15 protein-coding genes are annotated in these 18,280 nt (G+C 68.3%); 8 read left to right on the top strand and 7 right to left on the bottom strand.

Going from position 1 to position 18,280, the window contains the following annotated elements; all coding sequences use genetic code 11:
* Positions 1-35 precede the first annotated feature (35 nt).
* A complete protein-coding gene (rpe, locus tag QT382_RS12380; protein WP_289254330.1) occupies positions 36-713 on the top strand; it encodes a ribulose-phosphate 3-epimerase in 678 nt (225 codons plus the stop codon).
* Here rpe and QT382_RS12375 read toward each other — a convergent pair whose 3' ends face one another.
* From QT382_RS12375 to QT382_RS12355, 5 genes are all read right to left on the bottom strand, one after another.
* On the bottom strand, positions 714-2,186 hold the full coding sequence (locus tag QT382_RS12375) for an amino acid permease (RefSeq protein WP_289254329.1): 1,473 nt from the start codon (positions 2,184-2,186) through the stop codon (positions 714-716).
* A 99-nt stretch (positions 2,187-2,285) separates the two neighbouring features.
* Complete coding sequence (locus QT382_RS12370; RefSeq protein WP_289254328.1) at positions 2,286-5,405, bottom strand: efflux RND transporter permease subunit; 3,120 nt, start codon at positions 5,403-5,405, stop codon at positions 2,286-2,288.
* On the bottom strand, positions 5,402-6,631 hold the full coding sequence (locus tag QT382_RS12365) for an efflux RND transporter periplasmic adaptor subunit (protein ID WP_289254327.1): 1,230 nt from the start codon (positions 6,629-6,631) through the stop codon (positions 5,402-5,404). Before QT382_RS12365 ends, QT382_RS12370 begins: the two co-directional genes overlap by 4 nt.
* 120 nt (positions 6,632-6,751) lie before the next feature.
* On the bottom strand, positions 6,752-7,666 hold the full coding sequence (locus QT382_RS12360) for a pseudouridine-5'-phosphate glycosidase (protein ID WP_289254326.1): 915 nt from the start codon (positions 7,664-7,666) through the stop codon (positions 6,752-6,754).
* 11 nt (positions 7,667-7,677) lie between these two features.
* Complete coding sequence (locus QT382_RS12355) at positions 7,678-8,760, bottom strand: carbohydrate kinase family protein (protein WP_289254325.1); 1,083 nt, start codon at positions 8,758-8,760, stop codon at positions 7,678-7,680.
* 77 nt (positions 8,761-8,837) lie between these two features.
* On the opposite strand from QT382_RS12355, the gene QT382_RS12350 reads away from it, so the two are divergent.
* Complete coding sequence (locus tag QT382_RS12350) at positions 8,838-9,725, top strand: DUF3034 family protein (RefSeq protein ID WP_289254324.1); 888 nt, start codon at positions 8,838-8,840, stop codon at positions 9,723-9,725.
* A 12-nt stretch (positions 9,726-9,737) separates the two neighbouring features.
* Complete coding sequence (locus tag QT382_RS12345; RefSeq protein ID WP_289254323.1) at positions 9,738-10,160, top strand: group I truncated hemoglobin; 423 nt, start codon at positions 9,738-9,740, stop codon at positions 10,158-10,160.
* Here QT382_RS12345 and QT382_RS12340 read toward each other — a convergent pair whose 3' ends face one another.
* A complete protein-coding gene (locus tag QT382_RS12340; RefSeq protein ID WP_289254322.1) occupies positions 10,161-11,186 on the bottom strand; it encodes a transporter in 1,026 nt (341 codons plus the stop codon).
* Between the two features lie 80 nt (positions 11,187-11,266).
* Entirely contained in the window at positions 11,267-11,701 is a 435-nt protein-coding gene (locus QT382_RS21090) for a hypothetical protein (protein WP_353957269.1), read from the bottom strand.
* A 189-nt stretch (positions 11,702-11,890) separates the two neighbouring features.
* On the opposite strand from QT382_RS21090, the gene speB reads away from it, so the two are divergent.
* From speB to QT382_RS12310, 5 genes are all read left to right on the top strand, one after another.
* Complete coding sequence (gene speB / locus QT382_RS12330) at positions 11,891-12,853, top strand: agmatinase (RefSeq protein WP_289254321.1); 963 nt, start codon at positions 11,891-11,893, stop codon at positions 12,851-12,853.
* Between the two features lie 8 nt (positions 12,854-12,861).
* Positions 12,862-14,325 carry an aldehyde dehydrogenase family protein gene (locus tag QT382_RS12325; protein WP_289254320.1) on the top strand — a complete coding sequence of 488 codons (1,464 nt, stop codon included), beginning with the start codon at positions 12,862-12,864 and terminating at the stop codon, positions 14,323-14,325.
* A gap of 38 nt (positions 14,326-14,363) precedes the next feature.
* Complete coding sequence (locus tag QT382_RS12320) at positions 14,364-15,278, top strand: LysR family transcriptional regulator (RefSeq protein ID WP_289254319.1); 915 nt, start codon at positions 14,364-14,366, stop codon at positions 15,276-15,278.
* A 157-nt stretch (positions 15,279-15,435) separates the two neighbouring features.
* A complete protein-coding gene (locus QT382_RS12315) occupies positions 15,436-17,901 on the top strand; it encodes a TonB-dependent receptor (RefSeq protein ID WP_289254318.1) in 2,466 nt (821 codons plus the stop codon).
* A 10-nt stretch (positions 17,902-17,911) separates the two neighbouring features.
* Complete coding sequence (locus QT382_RS12310; protein WP_289254317.1) at positions 17,912-18,280, top strand: cupin domain-containing protein; 369 nt, start codon at positions 17,912-17,914, stop codon at positions 18,278-18,280.

Here is an 18,280-nt window from a genome sequence, read left to right as displayed (position 1 = left end):
TCGGCGGCTCATTTCTCCTCTCGCCCGAGCCCGCCATGAGCCACCGCATCGCCCCCAGCATCCTCTCCGCCGACTTTGCCCGCCTGGGCGAGGAGGTCCGCAACGTGCTGGCGGCCGGCGCCGACTGGATCCACTTCGACGTGATGGACAACCATTACGTGCCCAACCTGACCTTCGGGCCCATGGTCTGCGAGGCGCTGCGCAAGCATTCGGTCAAGCCCGACGGCACGCCGGCGCCTATCGACGTGCACCTGATGGTCGAGCCGGTGGACAGCCTGGCCCAGGCCTTCTGCAAGGCCGGCGCCGACCTGGTGAGCTTCCACCCGGAGGCCAGTCGCCATGTGGACCGCACCTTGCAGCTGATCAAGGCCGAAGGCAAGCAGGCCGGCCTGGTGTTCAACCCGGGCACGCCGCTGGACGTGCTGGACTGGGTGATCGACAAGGTCGACCTGGTGCTGATCATGAGCGTCAACCCCGGCTTCGGCGGCCAGAGCTTCATTCCCAGCGCCTTGAAGAAGCTGGAAGCGGCCCGCAAGATCATCGACAGGAGCGGCCGCGATATCCGCCTGGAGATCGACGGCGGCGTCAAGGTCGACAACATCCGCAGCATCGCCGACGCCGGTGCCGACACCTTCGTGGCCGGCTCGGCCATCTTCGGCAAGCCCGACTACAAGGCCGTCATCGACCAGATGCGCGCCGAGCTGGCGCGCTGATCAGTCCATCCTGAAGTTGCAGTCTTTCAGCGGCACGACCCGGGTCTTCTTGACCCATTTGTGGCCCAGGTACAGCAGCACGAAGGCGGGGATCGGCAGGTAGTTGCTGATGAAGTCGAACCAGCTGAACTGCTCGGCCTGGAACACCCAGGCATTGGCGCCGAACAGCACGACCAGGAACAGCACCAGGGCGGCCCAGGGGCCCCAGGGGTAGAACTTGGCGCGGAACTTCAGATCGCTCAATGGCCGGCCCTGGGCCACCCAGGCCTTGCGGAAGCGCAGGTGGCAGATCGCGATGCCCAGCCAGATCAGGAAGCCGGTCAGGCCCGAGGCGTTGTAGAGCAGCTGGTAGACCTTGGTCGCGCCGAACTCGCTGGCCAGGAAGGCCAGGGCGCCCACCAGGCCCGTGGCCCAGACCGCCGCCACCGGCACGCCGCGGCCGTTGAGCTGGCCGAACAGCCGGGGTGCCTTGCCGCTGTGCGCCATGGCGTACAGCATGCGCGAGGACACATAAAGCGAGGAATTGCCGGCCGACAGCACGGCCGACAGGATCACGAAGTTCATCAGATTGGCCGCATAGAAGCCAATCTTGGGCAGGTGCGAGATGACGATGGTGAACGGCGAATAGGCCACGTTCTCCTCGCCGCTGCGCAGCAGGTTGGGGTCGGTGAAGGGGATCAGGAAGCCGATCACCGCGATCGCGCCTATGTAGAACAGCAGGATGCGCCAGAACACCGAATGGATGGCCTTGGGCACGTTCCTGGCCGGGTCCTCGGTCTCGGCCGCCGCCAGGCCTACGCCCTCCGTGCCCTGGAACGAGAAGCCGGCGATCAGGAACACGCCCAGGATGGCCGCCAGGCCGCCCACGAAGGGCGCGCTCTTGCCGCTGGCCGCATCGGCCAGTTGCCAGTTCTTGAAGCCTATCGATTGCTGGTCGCCCAGCAAGCCGCAGATCATCAGCGCGCCCACGATCAGGAAGATGATGACCGTCGTGACCTTGATGCTGGCGAACCAGTACTCGGCCTCGGCATAGGCCTTGACCGACAGCAGGTTCAGCCCCATCAGCAGCACGAAGAAGCCCATGGCCCAGAGGCCGGCATTGCTGTCGGGGAACCAGAACTTGACGATCAGGCCACCGGCCACGAACTCGGCGGCCAGCGTGATCGACCAGCTGAACCAGTAGTTCCAGCCGAAGGCAAAGCCCAGCGAAGGATCGACGAAGCGCTCGGCATAGGCCTCGAAGGAGCCGGCGATGGGCAGCTGCGTGGCCATCTCGCCCAGCGATTGCATCATGCAGAACACGGCGATGCCCATGATGGCGTAGGCCAGCAGGGCGCCGCCCGGGCCGGCATTGGCAATGGCGCCGCCGCTAGCCAGGAACAGGCCGGTGCCGATGGCGCCGCCGATGGCGATCATGCTCAGCTGGCGGGCACCGATGCCACGCTTGAGTTCTTGCTGGGGGATGGCGTCCATCGGGGCCCTTTTGTGATGCTGTTCGCCCAAAGCGGGCCGGGCCGCCACTGTAGCGAAGTGGCGGCCCGGCCTGCCTGGGTGTTTACCTATTACGGATTTTCAATCGGCGGCCGCATGCGAGGTCATGTGCACTTCGGCCACCTCGCGAGTGTCCGGCCCCTTGCCGCTCCAGCGGTCCAGCGCCAGGTAGATCACCGGCGTGATGTAGAGCGTCACCGCCTGCGAAAGGATCAGGCCGCCGACCACCGCCAGGCCCAGCGGCTGGCGCAGCTCGGCGCCGGCGCCCAGGCCCAGGGCGATGGGCAGGGCGCCCATCAGGGCCGCCAGCGTGGTCATCATGATGGGCCGGAAGCGCAGGATGCAGGCCTCGCGGATCGCCGCGGCCGGGCTCATGCCGCCGTTGCGCTGAGCATCCAGCGCGAAGTCGATCATCATGATGGCGTTCTTCTTGACGATGCCGATCAGCATCACGATGCCAATGGTCGCGATGATGGTCAGGTCCATGCCGAACAGCTGCAGCGTGATCAGGGCGCCCACGGCGGCCGAGGGCAGGCCGGCCAGGATGGTGATCGGGTGGATGTAGCTCTCGTACAGCACGCCCAGCAGAACATAGATCACAGCCAGTGCCAGGCCTATCAGCAAGAGCTGGCCGGACTGCGAGTCCTGGAACACCGCCGCATCGCCGCCGTAGCTGGTGATGATGGAAGCGGGCAGGGCTATGTCCTTGCAGTAGGCCTCGATGGCCTTGGTCGCCTCGCCCAGCGGCGCGTCGGGCGCCAGGTTGAAGGACAGCGTGATCGCCTGCAATTGGCCCTGGTGGTTGATCGAGGTCGGGCCCAGTCCGCGCTGCACCGTCGCGAAGGCGCTCAGCGGCACCAGGGCACCGTTGCGGCCGCGCAGGTAGATCTTGTCGAAGGCGTCCTCGCTGCGGCGGTCGGCGTCGCTGGCCTCCATCAGCACCTGGTAGGTGTTGCTCTCGGCAAAGATGCTGGACACCTGGCGCTCGCCGAACGCGTCGTACAGCACCGAGCGCAGGTCCTGCATCTGCACGCCCAGCAGCGTGGCGCGTTCACGGTCTATCACCAGGTTGGCCTGCAGGCCGCGCAGCTGCGAATCGCTGGTCACGTCGCGGAACAGCTTGGTGTTCTCGCGCAGCTTGGCCTGCAGCTTGCTGGACCAGGCATTGAGCTCGCCGGCCGCCACCGCCTGCAGCGTGAACTGGTAGCGGCTCTTGCTCTGGCGGCCGCCCAGCTGCAGGTTCTGCACCGGCCGCAGAAAGACCTGCAGGCCGGGCACGGCGCGCAGGTCCTTGCGCAGGCTCTCGACCACCTTGGCCATCGGTGGCCGCTCCTTGCGGGGCTTCAGGTTGATGAACAGTCGGCCGGTGTTGGTGGCGCCCGAGGCCGTCGGTCCGCCGCCCACGCCGGCGGCCACGCTCAGCACGGCCGGGTTGGCCTTGACGATGGCCGCCGCCTGCTCCTGCAACACGGCCATGGTGTTGAACGAGGTGTCCTCGGCCGCCTCGGTGCTGGCCTGGATCTGGCCTATGTCCTCTTCGGGGAAGAAGCCCTTGGGGATGGCCATGTAGAAATAGACCGTGCCCACGAAGCTGGCGATGGCCACGGCCAGCACCACATGGCGCCGCTTGAGCGCCCAGTCCAGGCTGCGGCCGTAGGCGTCCTGCACGCGCTTGAAGGCGTTCTCGAACACCTGGCCCAGCCTGCTTTCCTGCGTGTGGTGGTGCGGCTTGAGGAAGCGGCTGCACAGCATGGGCACCAGGGTCAGCGAGACCATGGCCGAGACCAGGATGGACAGCGAGACCACCACCGCGAACTCGTGGAACAGCAGGCCGATCACGCCGGGCATGAAGAAGATCGGGATCAGGACCGCCACCAGCGAGATCGAGATCGACAGGATGGTGAAGGTCATCTCGCGCGCGCCGCGCACGGCCGCCTCGAAGGGCTTGGCGCCATCCTCGATGTGGCGGTAGATGTTCTCCAGCATCACGATGGCGTCGTCCACCACCAGGCCCACGGCCAGGGTGATGCCCAGGAGCGAGATGTTGTCCAGGCTGTAGCCCAGCGCATAGAGCAGGGTCAGCGCGCCTATCAGCGAGATCGGCAGCGACAGCGCCGGGATGGTGGTGGCCGCCACGCGGCGCAGGAAGATGAAGATCACCATCACCACCAGCACCACGGTCAGGGCCAGCGTGAAGTAGACGTCGTGCAGCGACTCGCGCACCGAGACCGAGCGGTCGTTCAGCAAGTTCATCTGCACCGAGGCCGGCATCTGGGCCTGGAAGCGCGGCAGCATGGCCTTGGCGGCATCCACCACCTTGACCGTGTTGGCATCGGGCTGGCGCTGCACGGCCAGCACGATGGAGCGCTCGCCGTTGAACAGGCTGAAGGCCTTGGTGGTCTCGATGCTGTCCTGGACTTCGGCCACGTCGCGCAGGAACACCGGTGCGCCATTGCGCGAGGCCACGACCAGGCCGCCGAACTCGCGCGCATTGCGCAGCTGCTTGTTGGCCTGGATGGTCAGCGTCTGGCGGTCGCCGTCCAGCACGCCCACCGGCGTGTTGGCATTGGCGCTGCGCACCGCGGCCTGCAGTTCTTCCAGCGTGAGGTTGCGCTGGGCCAGCAGGTCGTTGCGGACCTTGATGCGCACCGCATAGCGCTTCTGGCCAAAGATCGAGACCTGGGCCACGCCGTCGATGGTGGACAGCGCCGGGATGATCAGGTTCTCGGCAAAGTCGTTCAGCTCGGTGATGTTGATGGACGGCGAGGTCAGCGCCACCAGCAACACCGGTGCATCGGCCGGATTGACCTTGCGGTAGGACGGCGGCGAGGTCATCTCCACCGGCAGCGCGCGCAGCGAGCGGAACAGCGCCGCCTGCACGTCCACCGCCGCGGCGTCGATGTTGCGCGAGGGGTCGAACTCCAGCGTCACATTGGTCGAGCCCAGGCCCGAGCTGGACGAGATGGTCGCCAGCCCGGCGATGGTGGAGAACTGCTTCTCCAGCGGCAGGGCCACGGACGAGGCCATGGTCTCGGGGCTGGCGCCCGGCAGCGTGGCCTGGACGTTGATGACCGGCGTGTTGTAGGACGGCAGGGCAGCGACCGGGATCCTGCTCCAGGCCGCCAGGCCGGCGATCACCACCGAGATGTTCAGCAGCACGGTCATCACCGGCCGCCGGATGAACAATTCTGTCCAATTCATTTGGAAGCACCCGAAGCTGCAGCCACCGGTGCGGCTGGATTCAGCGCCGCCTGCTGGGTCTTCAGCGGCGTGCCCGGCCGCAGATTCTGCTTGCCGTCCAGCACCACCTGCTCGCCGGCCTGCAGGCCTTCGACCACCACCAGGTCGCCGAAGGGGTAGCGGGTCTGCACCGTCTTCTGCACCGCCGTCTTGTCCTCGGCCACCACATAGACCGAGCGCTCGTTGCCGCGCTGGATGATGGCGGCCTGGGGCACGACCACGGCGTCCTTGAGCGTGCGCAGCACCATCTTCACCCGCACATACTGGCCCGGCCAGAGCAGGTGCTTGTCGTTGCCGAAGTCGGCGCGCAGCTTGAGCGTGCCGGTGCTCGGATCGACCAGGTTGTCGACGAAGCTGACCCGGCCCTTGAGCGCATCGGCGTCTTTGCCGGCCTTGCCGCCGGCCGGGATCACCTGCGCTTCCAGGCCCTCGGCCTTGCTGCCGCGGGTGGCGGCCAGCACCGCATTGAGCTGGGTCTCGGGCACGACGAAGCTGACGCCTATCGGGTCCAGCTGGGCAATGCTGACCAGCGGCGTGGCGCTGGCATTGGCCTGCACCAGGGCGCCGGGCACGGCATTGACCATGCCGGCGCGGCCGGCGAAGGGCGCGCGCAGCTCGTTGTAGCTGAGCTGGACCTGGGCGGCCTGGATCGCCGCCTCGTCGGACTGCACCAGCGCGCGCTGGGCCTCGACATTGGCCAGCGCCGTGTCCACCGCGTTCTGGGCCACGAAGCCCTGGGCCTTGAGGTCCTCGGCACGCTTGAGCTGGCGCTCGGCATCGGCCAGCTGGGCGCGGTCGCGGGCCAGCTGGGCGCGGGCCTTCTCCAGGTTGGCGCGGTCGGCGCGGTCGTCGAAGCGGAACAGGGCCTGGCCCTTGCGCACCATCTCGCCGTCCTTGATCAGGCGCTCGCGCACCGTGCTGGTGGTCTGGGCCCGCAGGTCTACCGTGGCCAGGGCCGCGACCGTGCCGCTGGCCTCGATGCTGACCGGCACGTCCAGGGTCTTGGCCTTCCACACGCCCACCAGTTGGGGCGGAACTGCCTTGGCCGAGCCCGAGGCACCCGCCGCCGGTGCCGATGCGCCGGAGGCCGTGCCCTCCACGCCGTTGGCCCGGGTCTGTGTCCACCACCAGCCGACGCCGGCCACGGCGATCACGATCAGGGACAGGACCAGGGGCTTGCTGCGCATGCGAAGGCTTTCTTGTCTAGGGAACGACGGAACCGGGCAAGTAGCTTAGTTTCCGTCGTGACACCGAATATTGCGCGCCGGTGAAGCGCGGGGTTTCTTGGCCGCGCATTTGACGACAGATCAGCGCGGGTTCTGCAGAGCCAGGGCGAGCTGCGCCCCGACCCGGGCATTGTTCTTCACCAGGGCGATATTGGTGGCCAGGCTGCGGCCTTCGGTCAAGCTTTTGATCCGGGCCAGCAGGAAGGGCGTGACCGCCTTGCCGGTGACGCCCTGGGCCGCGGCCTCCTCGAGCGCGCGGGCCGTGATGCCGTCGATCTCGGCCTTGGGCATGGCTTCGTCGGCCGGCACCGGGTTGCTCACCACCACGCCGCCGGCCAGGCCCAGGCCCCATTTGGCGCGCAGGAAGGCGGCCTGCTCGGCGGCCGTGTCCAGGCGGAAGTCGCCCTTGAAGCCGCTGTCCGGCGTGTAGAAGGCGGCGAAGTTGTCCTGGCCCACCGTGACGACCGGCACCCCTTGCGTCTCCAGATACTCCAGCGTCAGGCCTATGTCGAGGATGCTCTTGGCCCCTGCGCAGACCACGGCCACCGAGCTGCGGGCCAGCTCCTGCAGGTCGGCCGAGATGTCGAACGAGGTCTCGGCGCCGCGGTGCACGCCGCCGATGCCGCCGGTGACGAAGACCTGGATGCCGGCCAGCTGGGCGCAGATCATGGTCGCGGCCACGGTGGTGGCGCCGACCTTGCCGCTCGCGATCGCATAGGGCAGGTCGCGGCGGCTGAGCTTGAGCGCGTCGCTGGAGCGGCCGAGCAGCTCCAGCTCCTCGCTGGACAGGCCGATGCGGATCTTGCCGCCCAGCACGGCGATGGTCGCCGGCACGGCACCGGCGGCGCGGATGATGTCCTCGACCTCGCGGGCGGTCTGCACGTTCTGCGGATAAGGCATGCCGTGCGAAATGATCGTGGATTCCAGCGCCACGATGGGCTGGCCGGCGGCGCGGGCCGCGGCGACTTCGGGCGAATAGGCAAGGTAATCGTGCATGGTCGTCTTCTTCATTCCAGGGTGGTGGGCGACAGCTCAGGGTGGACCGTGGCCGTGGTTTGCAGGGTCAGGGCGGCCAGGGCCAGACCCTGCTTGCAGGCCGCCTTCAGGTCGTCGGGCTCGCGGTCCAGGCCATGGCAGAGACCGGCCGCAAAGGCGTCGCCGGCGCCGGTCACATCCTGCACCTTGACCCGCGGCGCGGCGAGGCGGGCCAGGCGGCCATCGGCGCGGCTGTAGAGCACGCCTTCGCCGCCCAGGGTCACGACCAGCTCGCGCAGGCCGCGCTCGCGCAAGCGGGCCAGCGCCCGCTGGCGGTGCTCGTCGGTCCCAAGCGGCTGGCCGGCCAGCGCTTCCAGCTCGCCCAGGTTGAGCACCAGGCAGGACAGGCCGCGCAGGTCCTCGGGCAGCCGGGCCATCTTGGGTTCGGAGACGGCCACCAGCACCAGCGGCCGGCCCTCGGCATGCGCTTCCTCAAGCAGCAGGGCCAGGCTGTCGGCCGGCAAGTTGAGGTCTGCCACGCTCATCCGGGCCTGGGCGCGCTGGGCGGCCGTGCGGCGCAGGAAGTCGGGCGTCAGCTGCTCGGCCAGCTCCATCTGGGCCAGGGCCACCAGCATCTGGCCGTCGGCATCCAGCACCGCGGTGTAGCTGCCGGTCGAGGCCTCGGCCAGTTGCAGCGAGCCCTGGGTGTCCACGCCGGCCTGTTGCGCCTGGGCCAGCAGGCTGCTGCCGGTGGCATCCAGGCCGACGGCGGTCAAGAGCTGCACCGGCAGGCCCAGGCGGGCCAGGTTCTCGGCGATGTTGCGGGCCACGCCGCCCGGGCTTTCGCGCACCAGGCGGGCCGGATTGCTGGTTCCCGGCCGTATCGGTGACAGGCTGCACAGCTTGCGGTCGATATTTGTGCCGCCTATGCACAACAGCGGCGAGCGCTGCGGCAGGATGTAGGCGCGGCCCAGCAGTTGCCGCTCGCGGGTCAGCGCGGCAATATGGCCGGCCACCGCCGAGCGCGACAGGCCCAGGCTTTCGGCCAGGTCCTGCTGGCTGACGAAGGGGTTGCTGCGTATCAGTTCCAGCAGCTGCTGTTTCTTGCTCGACATGGCGGCGATTGTGCCGCCAATCTAACAATTGTTTTTCAACAGGGACATTTGTCCTTGCGGATTCAGGGAGTAAAAGAATGCGCATCCGACATGCTCTGGCCGTGCTCGGCCTGGTCCTCGCGGCGCCGGCGTTTGCCGGCGGCGGCAAGCTGCTGCTGACCGGCGGGGTGTCCACGGTCGAGGGCGCGGCCGGCGGCGGCTTGAGCCCCTGGGCCCTGACCGGCAGCTATGCCGCCCCCGGCGAATGGGGCGCCACCGCCCATGCCACCCGGGTCAGCACCCAGGACTATTCGCTCAATACCTATGGCGCCCTGCTGGCCTGGGACGACAGGCTGGAGTTCTCGCTGGCCCACCAGAGCTTTGATACCGGCGCCACCGGCACGGCCCTGGGCCTGCCGGGACTCAAGCTCAAGCAGGACATCTTCGGTGCCAAGCTGCGCCTGGCGGGCGATGCCATCGTCGACAGCGATTCGGCCATGCCCCAGATCGCCATTGGCTTCGAGCACAAGCGTGCCGACGCGGGTGGCCTGGCCGGCACGCTGGCCTCGCTGGGTGCGGCCAAGAGTGGCACCGACCTGTACATCAGTGCCACCAAGCTGCTGCTGCGCGAAGGCCTGCTCCTGAACCTGACGCTGCGCGCCACCAAGGCCAACCAGATGGGCCTGCTGGGCTTCGGCGGCACGGCCAGTTCCAGCTTGAGCCTGCAGCCCGAGGTCTCGGTGGCCTGGCTCCTCAATCGCACGCTGGCGATTGGTGCCGAGTTCCGCGCCAAGCCCGACAAGCTCAACCCCAGCGCCCTGGGCGCCGGCCTGCGCGAGGACGACTGGAAGGACTTGTTCATCGCCTGGGCGCCGAGCAAGCAGTTCTCGCTGACCGCGGCCTGGGTGGACCTGGGGTCCATAGTCCCCGCCGTCAAACCGAAGCGCCAGACCGGCGCCTACCTGTCGGCCCAGCTGGCGTTTTGAGGGAGCAGCACCATGAACCGCATCCGCACCGCCCTGCTGGCCCTCATGCTGGCTTGCAGCGCGCCGAGCTTTGCCGGCGATGACAGCCTCTACCGTGCGCTGGGCGAGAAGCCCGGCATCGAGAAGCTGATGATGGATTTCAGTGCCCGGCTGAAGAAGGACCCGCGCATAGGCAGCTTCTTCAAGGACACCAATCCCAAGGCGCTGGCCGAGCAGCTGCGCGACCAGGTCTGCGAGCTCAGCGGCGGCCCCTGCAAGTACGAGGGCGCCAAGATGAAGCCGGCCCATGCCGACCTGGGCGTCAAGCGCGGCGACTTCAATGCCCTGGTCGAGGTGCTGCAGCAGAGCATGGATGACGCCGGCATTCCCTTCGCCACGCAGAACAAGCTGCTGGCCCTGCTGGCGCCCATGCACCGCGACATCGTGACCCGCTGATCAGTCCCGCCTTCGCACGCTGCGCCAGACCAGCCAGCCCAGCAGGGCCGTGATCAGGGCTATCAGCAGCAGCACCAGCCAGAAGCCGTGGGCATGCTCGGCCATGGGGATGCCGCCCACGTTCATGCCCATCAGGCCGGCGATCAGGTTGATAGGCAGGGCCAGCACGGTGACCATGGTCAGCGTGAACAGGCTGCGGTTGTTCTCCTCGGCCACGCGCGTGCCGGCCTCTTCCTGCAGGAGCTTGATGCGCTCCTGCAGCGAGGCGATGTCGCGCAGCACGACCGAGAAATCCTCGCTGGCCTGGCGCAGCCTTTCGGTGTCGGCCGGCGGCACCCAGGCGGGCGGATTGGCCAGCATCCGCATCAACGCGCTGGGTTCGGGCGCCAGCCAGCGCTGCAGTCTCACCATCAAGCGGCGAAGCTGGGACAGCTCGCCGCCATGGCGCAGAGCCTGGCCGGCCAGCACCGCGTCCTCGATGTCGTCAATGCGCTCGGTGGCGCGGCGCACGATCTTCAGAAGCTCCTCGGCCTGGTCGCGCAGCAGCTGATCCAGCAGGGCCACCGGCGAGGCCGGCTGCTCGCCGCGCTTGACCTCGGCGCGCAGCCGGTCCACCGAGCGCAGCGGCTGGCGCCTGCTGCTGAGCAGCAGGCCCTGGCGGACCAGGATCCACAGCGTGGCCAGGTCGTCGATGTCGAAGGAGAAATCGAAGCTGATGTCGTTGATGACCGCGAACAGGGCATCGCCTTCGCGCTCGATCCGCGAGGAGCGCGAGCCGGCGGCCAGGGCCTCGAAGAACTCCTCGGGCAGGCCCAGCTCGCGGCGCAGCCAGGGCTCGGCCCGGGCATGCGAGAGATTGATGTGCAGCCAGACATAGCCGCCGTCGGCGGTAGCGCCGCGCAGGCGGGCGGCGGCGGCTTCGGACGCCATCTCTTGCGCCGCCTGCCCCGGCAGGAACAGGTAGCCGCAGATCAGGCCGTTCTCGTCGGCGCCATAGCTGCCGCCGGCCCTGGACACATCGTTCATCGCGGCTCCGGCCTGGGAAGAAAGAAAACAGGGCGCCGATGCTAGCGGCCGCCCTTGGCGCCTTGATGACAGCGAGGGGCTCAGGCCTTGGCGCGCGGCTTGGCCGGTGCGGCCTTGCGGGCGACCGGCTTCTTGGCGGCGGCAGCCGGGGCGGCAGCCTTCTTCGGAACCGGCGCCTTCTTGACTGGCTTGGCCGGCTTGGCGGGCTTGACGGGTTTTTGATCGGCCGGCTTGGCCTCGGCCACCGGTTCGGCCTTGGGGCGGCCGGTCTTCAGGCTGGGCACGGCCTCCAGCGCCTTCAGCAGCGCCTTGTCGGCCAGGCCCTGCAGCGCGGCGATGCCGGCGCGCAGCAGCTCGCTCTTCTTGGCCGTGCGGCCCAGGCCGGTCAGGCGCTGCTTGAGCAGGTCGATGACCTCGTACTCGCCCTTGGGCATGGTGAAGCTGTCGCGCACCAGCTTGGGCTTGTCGGCCTTGGGCGGCTTTGCCGCGGCGGTGGCGGGCTTGGTCTTGGACATGACGGATCCTCTGTTCTGTGAAAACGGTATAAACAATATAAATCGTTTGAGGTCTGGATTTGATGACAGGCCCGGTCGCGATCCACGGGGTGCGTTACACCGACGGCTTTCAATGTGAACGTTGCGACAAGGGGATCAATAGCCTCGCAGCGCGCCCCTAAGCTCGGTCCACCGTCTGGAGTTCGAGTGATGCGGCCTGATACGAGCAAGAGTCTCAACCAGCCCCTGGGGGGCAATGAAATGCCGCGCTTCGGCGGCATCGCCACCATGATGCGTCTGCCGCTGGCCGCTGACACGCAGGGCCTGGACGCCTGCTTCGTGGGCGTGCCGCTGGACCTGGGCACCTCCAACCGCTCGGGGGCCCGCTTCGGGCCGCGGCAGATCCGCACCGAGTCGGTCCTGATCCGCCCCTACAACATGGCGACCCGGGCCGCGCCCTTCGATTCGCTGCAGGTGGCCGACATAGGCGACGTGGCGATCAACCCCTATGACCTGAAGGATTCGGTGCGCCTGATCGAGGAGGCCTACGACGCCATCGTGGCCAGCGGCTGCCGGCCCATCACGCTGGGCGGCGACCACACGATCGCCTGGCCCATCCTGCGCGCCCTGCATCGCCGCCATGGGCCGGTGGCCGTGGTCCATGTGGACGCCCATGCCGACGTCAACGACACCATGGGCGGCGAGAAGATCGCCCATGGCACGCCGTTCCGGCGCGCGGTCGAGGACGGGCTCTTGCAATGCGACCGGGTCACCCAGATCGGCCTGCGCGGCACCGGCTACCACGCCGACGATTTCGACTGGTGCCGCCAACAGGGCTTCACCGTGGTGCAGGCCGAGGCCTGCTGGAACCGCTCGCTGGAGCCGCTGATGGAGCAGGTGAGGGCGCGGGTCGGCGATGCGCCGGTCTATCTGAGCTTCGACATCGACGGGCTGGACCCTTCGTTCGCCCCCGGCACCGGCACGCCGGAGATTGCCGGCCTGACCGTGCAGCAGGGCCTGGAGATCATCCGCGGCCTGCGCGGGCTCAATCTGGTGGGCGCCGACATCGTCGAGGTCTCGCCGCCCTACGACCAGGCCGGCACCACGGCCCTGGTGGCCGCCAACCTGGCCTACGAGATGCTGTGCGTGATGCCCGGCGTGCAATACCGCTGATGCGCCGCATGTCCACCCCCGAGTCCGTTCAGAAACCGGTCCTGCCTTCGGCCTGCATCGAGGGTCAGCGCCTGAATTCCACCGCCATTCGCCTGCCCATCCATGCGGCGGCGAGCGGCGAAGTGATTGCCTGGCAACAGGTCGCGTCGCCCGATCAGATCGACCAGGCCGTGGCCAGCGCACGTGCCAGCCTGCCGGCCTGGCGCGACGCGCCGGTGGCCTACCGCGGGCAGCTGCTGGCGGCCGTCGCCGAGCGGATAGAGGCGCGGCGCAGGGTTCTGGTGCAGTGGCAGATGCAGGTCAACGGCAAGCCGCGCGCCGAGGCCGAGCAGGACGTCAGCGATGTCGCCGCCTGCTTCGCCTACTACGCCGGGCTTTGCCTGCAGTGCGATGCCTTTGCAGTCGAGCCCGTGGAGCTGCCCGATAGCTCGGTGTCGGCGCGGCGCGAACGCGTGGCCGTGGGCGTGGCGGCCCTGATCGTGCCCTGGAACTTCCCCATGGTCACCACGGCCTGGAAGCTGGCGCCGGCCCTGGCCGCGGGCTGCAGCGTGGTGCTCAAGCCCTCGGAGCTGAGCTCGCCGGCCGAGCAAGCGCTGTTCGAGCTGCTGGCCGAGGCCGGCATGCCGCCGGGCGTCGTCAACCTGGTCAACGGGGGCGCCGAGGTCGGTGCTGCCTTGGTTGCGAATGGGCAGGTCGACAAGATCTCCTTCACCGGCAGCACGGCCGTGGGCCAGCGCATCATGCGCGAGGCGGCCGGGGGCATGAAGCGCCTCACGCTGGAGCTGGGCGGCAAGTCGGCGCTGATCGTGCGCGCGGACGCCGACATCGCGCTGGCCGTGCAGCTGGCCGTGGCCGGCGCCTTTGCCAACGCCGGCCAGATGTGCTCGGCCACCTCGCGCATCCTGGTCCATGACGAGGTCTACCGCCGTTTCATGAGCGAGTTCGAGACCGCGGTGCGCGCGCTGGTCGTGGGCCCGCCTGGGCATGAGGCCAGCCAGATGGGGCCCCTGATCTCGGCGGCGCAATTGGCGCGGGTGCGGGCCCTGCTCGACCAGGGCCTGGACGCCGGTGCCCAGATCGCCTTCGCGGGCCGGGTGGCGGAGCGCGCGGACGACGGCTTCTTCATGGCGCCGGTGGTGGTGGCCGAGCCGCCGTCGGACAACGTCCTGTGGCGCGAGGAGGTCTTCGGCCCGGTGGCCTGCGTGCGCTCGTTCCGCGACGACGACGAGGCCCTGGCCCTGGCGAACGATTCGCCCTACGGCCTGGTCGCCACCGTCGTCACCGAGGACGCCGAGGCCGCCGAACGCTTCTCGACCGAACTGCGCGCCGGCCTGGTGTGGGTCAACACGCCGCAGCTGATCTTTCCGCAGGTCTGCTGGGGCGGGCTGGGTGCCAGCGGCGTCGGGCGCGAGCTGGGCCTGGAGGGGCTGCGCGCCTTCCAGGAACTGCGCCACGTGGTCCGCCGAAACTGATCTAAGCTTGCGCCGCCAACCGGGACGCCGCGAGCCGCATGTTCTCCAACACCACCGACCTCGACCTCCGCCTGATCCGCGTCTTCCTGGCCGTCGTCGATGCCCGCGGCATCACGGCCGCCGAGGCTTCGCTGGGCGTGCGCCAGTCCACCATCAGCACCCAGCTGTCGGCGCTGGAAACCCGGCTCGGCTTCAAGCTCTGCGAGCGCGGTCGCGGCGGCTTCCGGTTGACCTCCAAGGGCGAGCGCTTCGCCGCCTCGGCGCGCACCCTGCTGGCCGCCACCACCGACTTCGTCGCCCAGGTGCGGGAGATGGACCGCAAGCTGGTCGGCACGCTGGCCCTGGGCCTGATAGGCCAGGCGCCGCTGACCGAGAACACCCGCCTGGCCGAGGCGATAGGCGCTTTCCGCAAGCGCGACCAGGCGGTGCGCTTCACGCTGACGGTGGCGCCCTCGCAGGCGCTGGAAGAAGGCCTGGTCAACAAGCAGCTGGACCTGGCCATGGGCTATTTCTGGCACCGCGTGCCGGGCCTGAGCTACACGCCGCTGTTTGCCGAACGGCAGGAGATCTTCTGCGGCCGCGGCCATCCGCTGTTCCATTCGCGCAAGACGGTGAGCCTGGAGGACCTGCAGGGCTTCGACTGGGTCTGGCGCAGCTATCCGGTGCCCGAGGAGCAGCTGCCGCTGACGCAGCGCCATGTCACGGCGACGGCCGACAACATCGAGGCCGCCACCATCCTCATCCTCTCCGGCGGCCACCTGGGCTATCTGCCGGCCCACCATGCCGAGCCGCTGGAGCGGCGCGGCCTGCTGCGCGCCGTGGGGCGCGACTCGTTCGGCTTCGACGTGCCCTTCCATCTGGTGATGAAGCGGGCCAGCCTGGAACGACCCGTCGTCAAGGCCTTCTGCGAGGACGTGCTGAAGGCCTTCGGCGTCAAGAACGCCCATCCCTGAAGCCCCGTCCGGGGCGCCGGGCCGGAGCGCCGCCGGCCACATCGAGAAAGCCCAATGTGAGTGTCGAAAACTCAGGATTCGACGCGCATGGGCGCTTCCTATCATCGATTCGAACTTGGTTCCTGGCTCCCAATTCCAATCGATCAAAGGAAGACGCATGAAGAGACAAATCCTCGCTGCCTCGACGCTGTTCGCCCTGACAGCCGGCGCCCTCTGTGTTTCCGGTGCCTGGGCCCAAGGCGCCCCGGCCGCCGAGCCTGCTGCAGCCGATGCCGGCGCGGCCAAGACGGGTGACGAAGCCAAGAAGCTGGAGACCGTGGTCGTCACCTCGCAGCGGCGCGAGATGGTCATCACCAAGGTGCCGATGAGCGTGGCGGCCATCACCTCGGCTGCGCTGGAAAAGCAGAGCATCCGCGACGTGAGCGACATCAGCCACGCCACGCCGGGCCTGACGCTCAGCAGCCCCGATCCTTCGGGCGAATCCAACATCTCGATCCGCGGCATCAGCTCCATCATCGGCGCCTCGACCACGGGCCTCTACATCGACGACCTGCCGATCCAGATCTTCAACATCGTCAACTGCCCGATCTCCTGCGGCGGTGACACCCATCCCAAGCTGTTCGACGTGGACCGGGTCGAGGTTCTGCGCGGCCCGCAGGGCACGCTGTATGGCGCCAGCTCCGAAGGCGGCGCTGTGCGCTTCATCACGGCCCAGCCCAAGCTGAGCGGCCAGCTGAGCGGCCGGCTGCATGCCGAGGTCTCGGCCTGGCAGAAGGGCGCACCCAGCGAGGAACTGGGCGTGGTGCTCGACACGCCGCTGGCCACCGACGTGGCCGGCATGCGCCTGAGCCTGTGGCAGCAGCATGAGGGCGGCTACCTGAATGCCTATTCGCCGACCAGCCGCGCCCTGACCGAACGCAACGTCAACTCCAGCGATTCGCAGGTGGCGCGCATCGCCTTCCGCCTGGTGCCCACCGACCGGCTGTCGATCACGCCGTCCTACTTCTATCAGAACGTCAAGCAGGCCGACCGCGCCAGCTTCGTCGAGTCGCTGGGCGTGGACAAGACGCTGGCCAATATGCGCCAGCCCAAGCACGACCGCTTCGGCATTGGCGCCGTGTCGGCCGACTACGACTTCGACAGCTTCGCGATGAAGACCGTGGTGTCCAATCTGCACCGCATCGAGGACCGCATCGACGACACCTCCAACCTGGGCGAGGGCCGGCTCTACCTGAACTACCCCAGCCTGGTGCCGGCGCAGTTCCCGTTCTCGGCCCTGGCCGTGCCGCTGCCGAGCAAGGACGGCATGGCCAACTCCAGGTCGGTCACCCGCAACACGCAGAACACCTGGACCGCCGAGCTGCGCCTGACCTCGACGGACCGGCCCGACTCGCAGCTGTCGTGGATCGCAGGCGCCTACTTCCAGCGCGCCAAGCAGAGCTACAAGCTGGCCATCGAGGAGAACGTGCCCCTGCTCTCGTCGATGTATGACGTGCTCTGGGGTGGTGGCGGCACGCTGTACGCGCCCAGCAATCCGCTGGGCAACCAGCTCAGCTACACCGAGTTCGATCATTTCAACTCCAGCCAGCAGGCCTTGTTCGGCGAGAGCAGCTACAAGATCACGCCCAAGCTGACCAGCTCGGTGGGCCTGCGGATGACGCGGGTCACGACCTCGTTCGACAACGCGCTGGACGGCTGGTGGGCCGGCGGCCCCAACTACTTCTCGGGCAGCAACAAGGAAAGCCCGGTCACGCCCAAGTTCGGCCTGTCCTACCAGGCCTCGGCCGACACGCTGGTCTATGCCACTGCGGCCAAGGGCTTCCGACAGGGCGGCGCCAATCCCTCGCTGGCCGCCAACCCGACCTGCCAGGCCGACCTGAACGCGCTGGGCGGCGCCAACGTGGAGCCGCCGCTCTACAAGTCCGATTCGGTCTGGAGCTACGAGCTGGGGTCCAAGCAGACCCTGGCCGACGGCGCGGCCAGGCTGAGCGGCAGCCTGTTCTGGATCAACTGGAGCGACGTGCAGACCCAGGTCGCCCTGCCGACCTGCGGCTTTGCCTACATCGCCAACATGGCCACGGCCACCAGCAAGGGCTTCGACCTCAGCCTGCAGGCCAAGGCCAGCGCGGCCGTGACGCTGTCGGCGACGCTGGGCTACACCCATGCGACCTATACCAAGTCGGTGGACAACGCCGGCTACGCCAAGGGTCTGTCCTCCGTGCCCTACCTGGTGAAGGCCGGCGACCCGCTGCCCACGCCGCGCTGGACCAGCACGCTGGGCATCGAGTACGGCTGGCAATGGGCGGGCGCGGGGCCGGCCTATGCCCGGGCCGACTACCAGTTCGCCACCGGCTACTACCGCACCGGCAGCCAGGGCACCCAGGGCTACGAGCCCAGCACCCGCGACGTGAACGCGCTGCACATGCTCAACCTGCGGGCCGGCCTGCGCGCCGGCGACTGGGACTACAGCCTCTTCGTCAAGAATGCGCTGAACAACCGCACCGAGATGAGCCGCTTCGACTCCTACCGCCGCTCGGTGATCACCGGTGGCCCGTCGACCTTCTTCTATGGCATGGCCCTGGCACCGCGGATGTTCGGCGCCTCGGCCAGCTACAAGTTCTGAGGGCCCGGCGATGAAGAACGACAGCAGCAAGAAGGGCATCGAATGCATCACCCGGATGGCCACGGGCGTGGGCCGCGTGGTGGTGCCCGAGGTGCCGGCGGACACGCCCCAGCCCTGGATTGAAAAAGAGTGGCGCGTGGCCGAACGCCCGGCCGGCCGCTTCTACGGCGGCTCCTGGGCCGGCGAGGTGGGCCGCCTGCCCATCGAGTACACGTTTGACGAGTTCTGCTTCATGCTCAGCGGCCGCGTCGCCCTGGTGGACCAGGGCGGCGGCCGCGTGGAGTTCGGCGCCGGCGATGCCTTCCATGTGGCCAAGGGCTTCGTCGGCGAATGGCTGACACTGGAGCCGGCCAGCAAGCACTTCGTCATCGTCGAGTGA

Source organism: Pelomonas sp. SE-A7, from assembly GCF_030345705.1.
In the GTDB taxonomy this organism is placed as follows: Bacteria; Pseudomonadota; Gammaproteobacteria; order Burkholderiales; family Burkholderiaceae_C; genus JAUASW01.
Note: the sequence above shows the minus strand (reverse complement) of the source record. Positions and strands in the feature narration are given on the sequence as shown.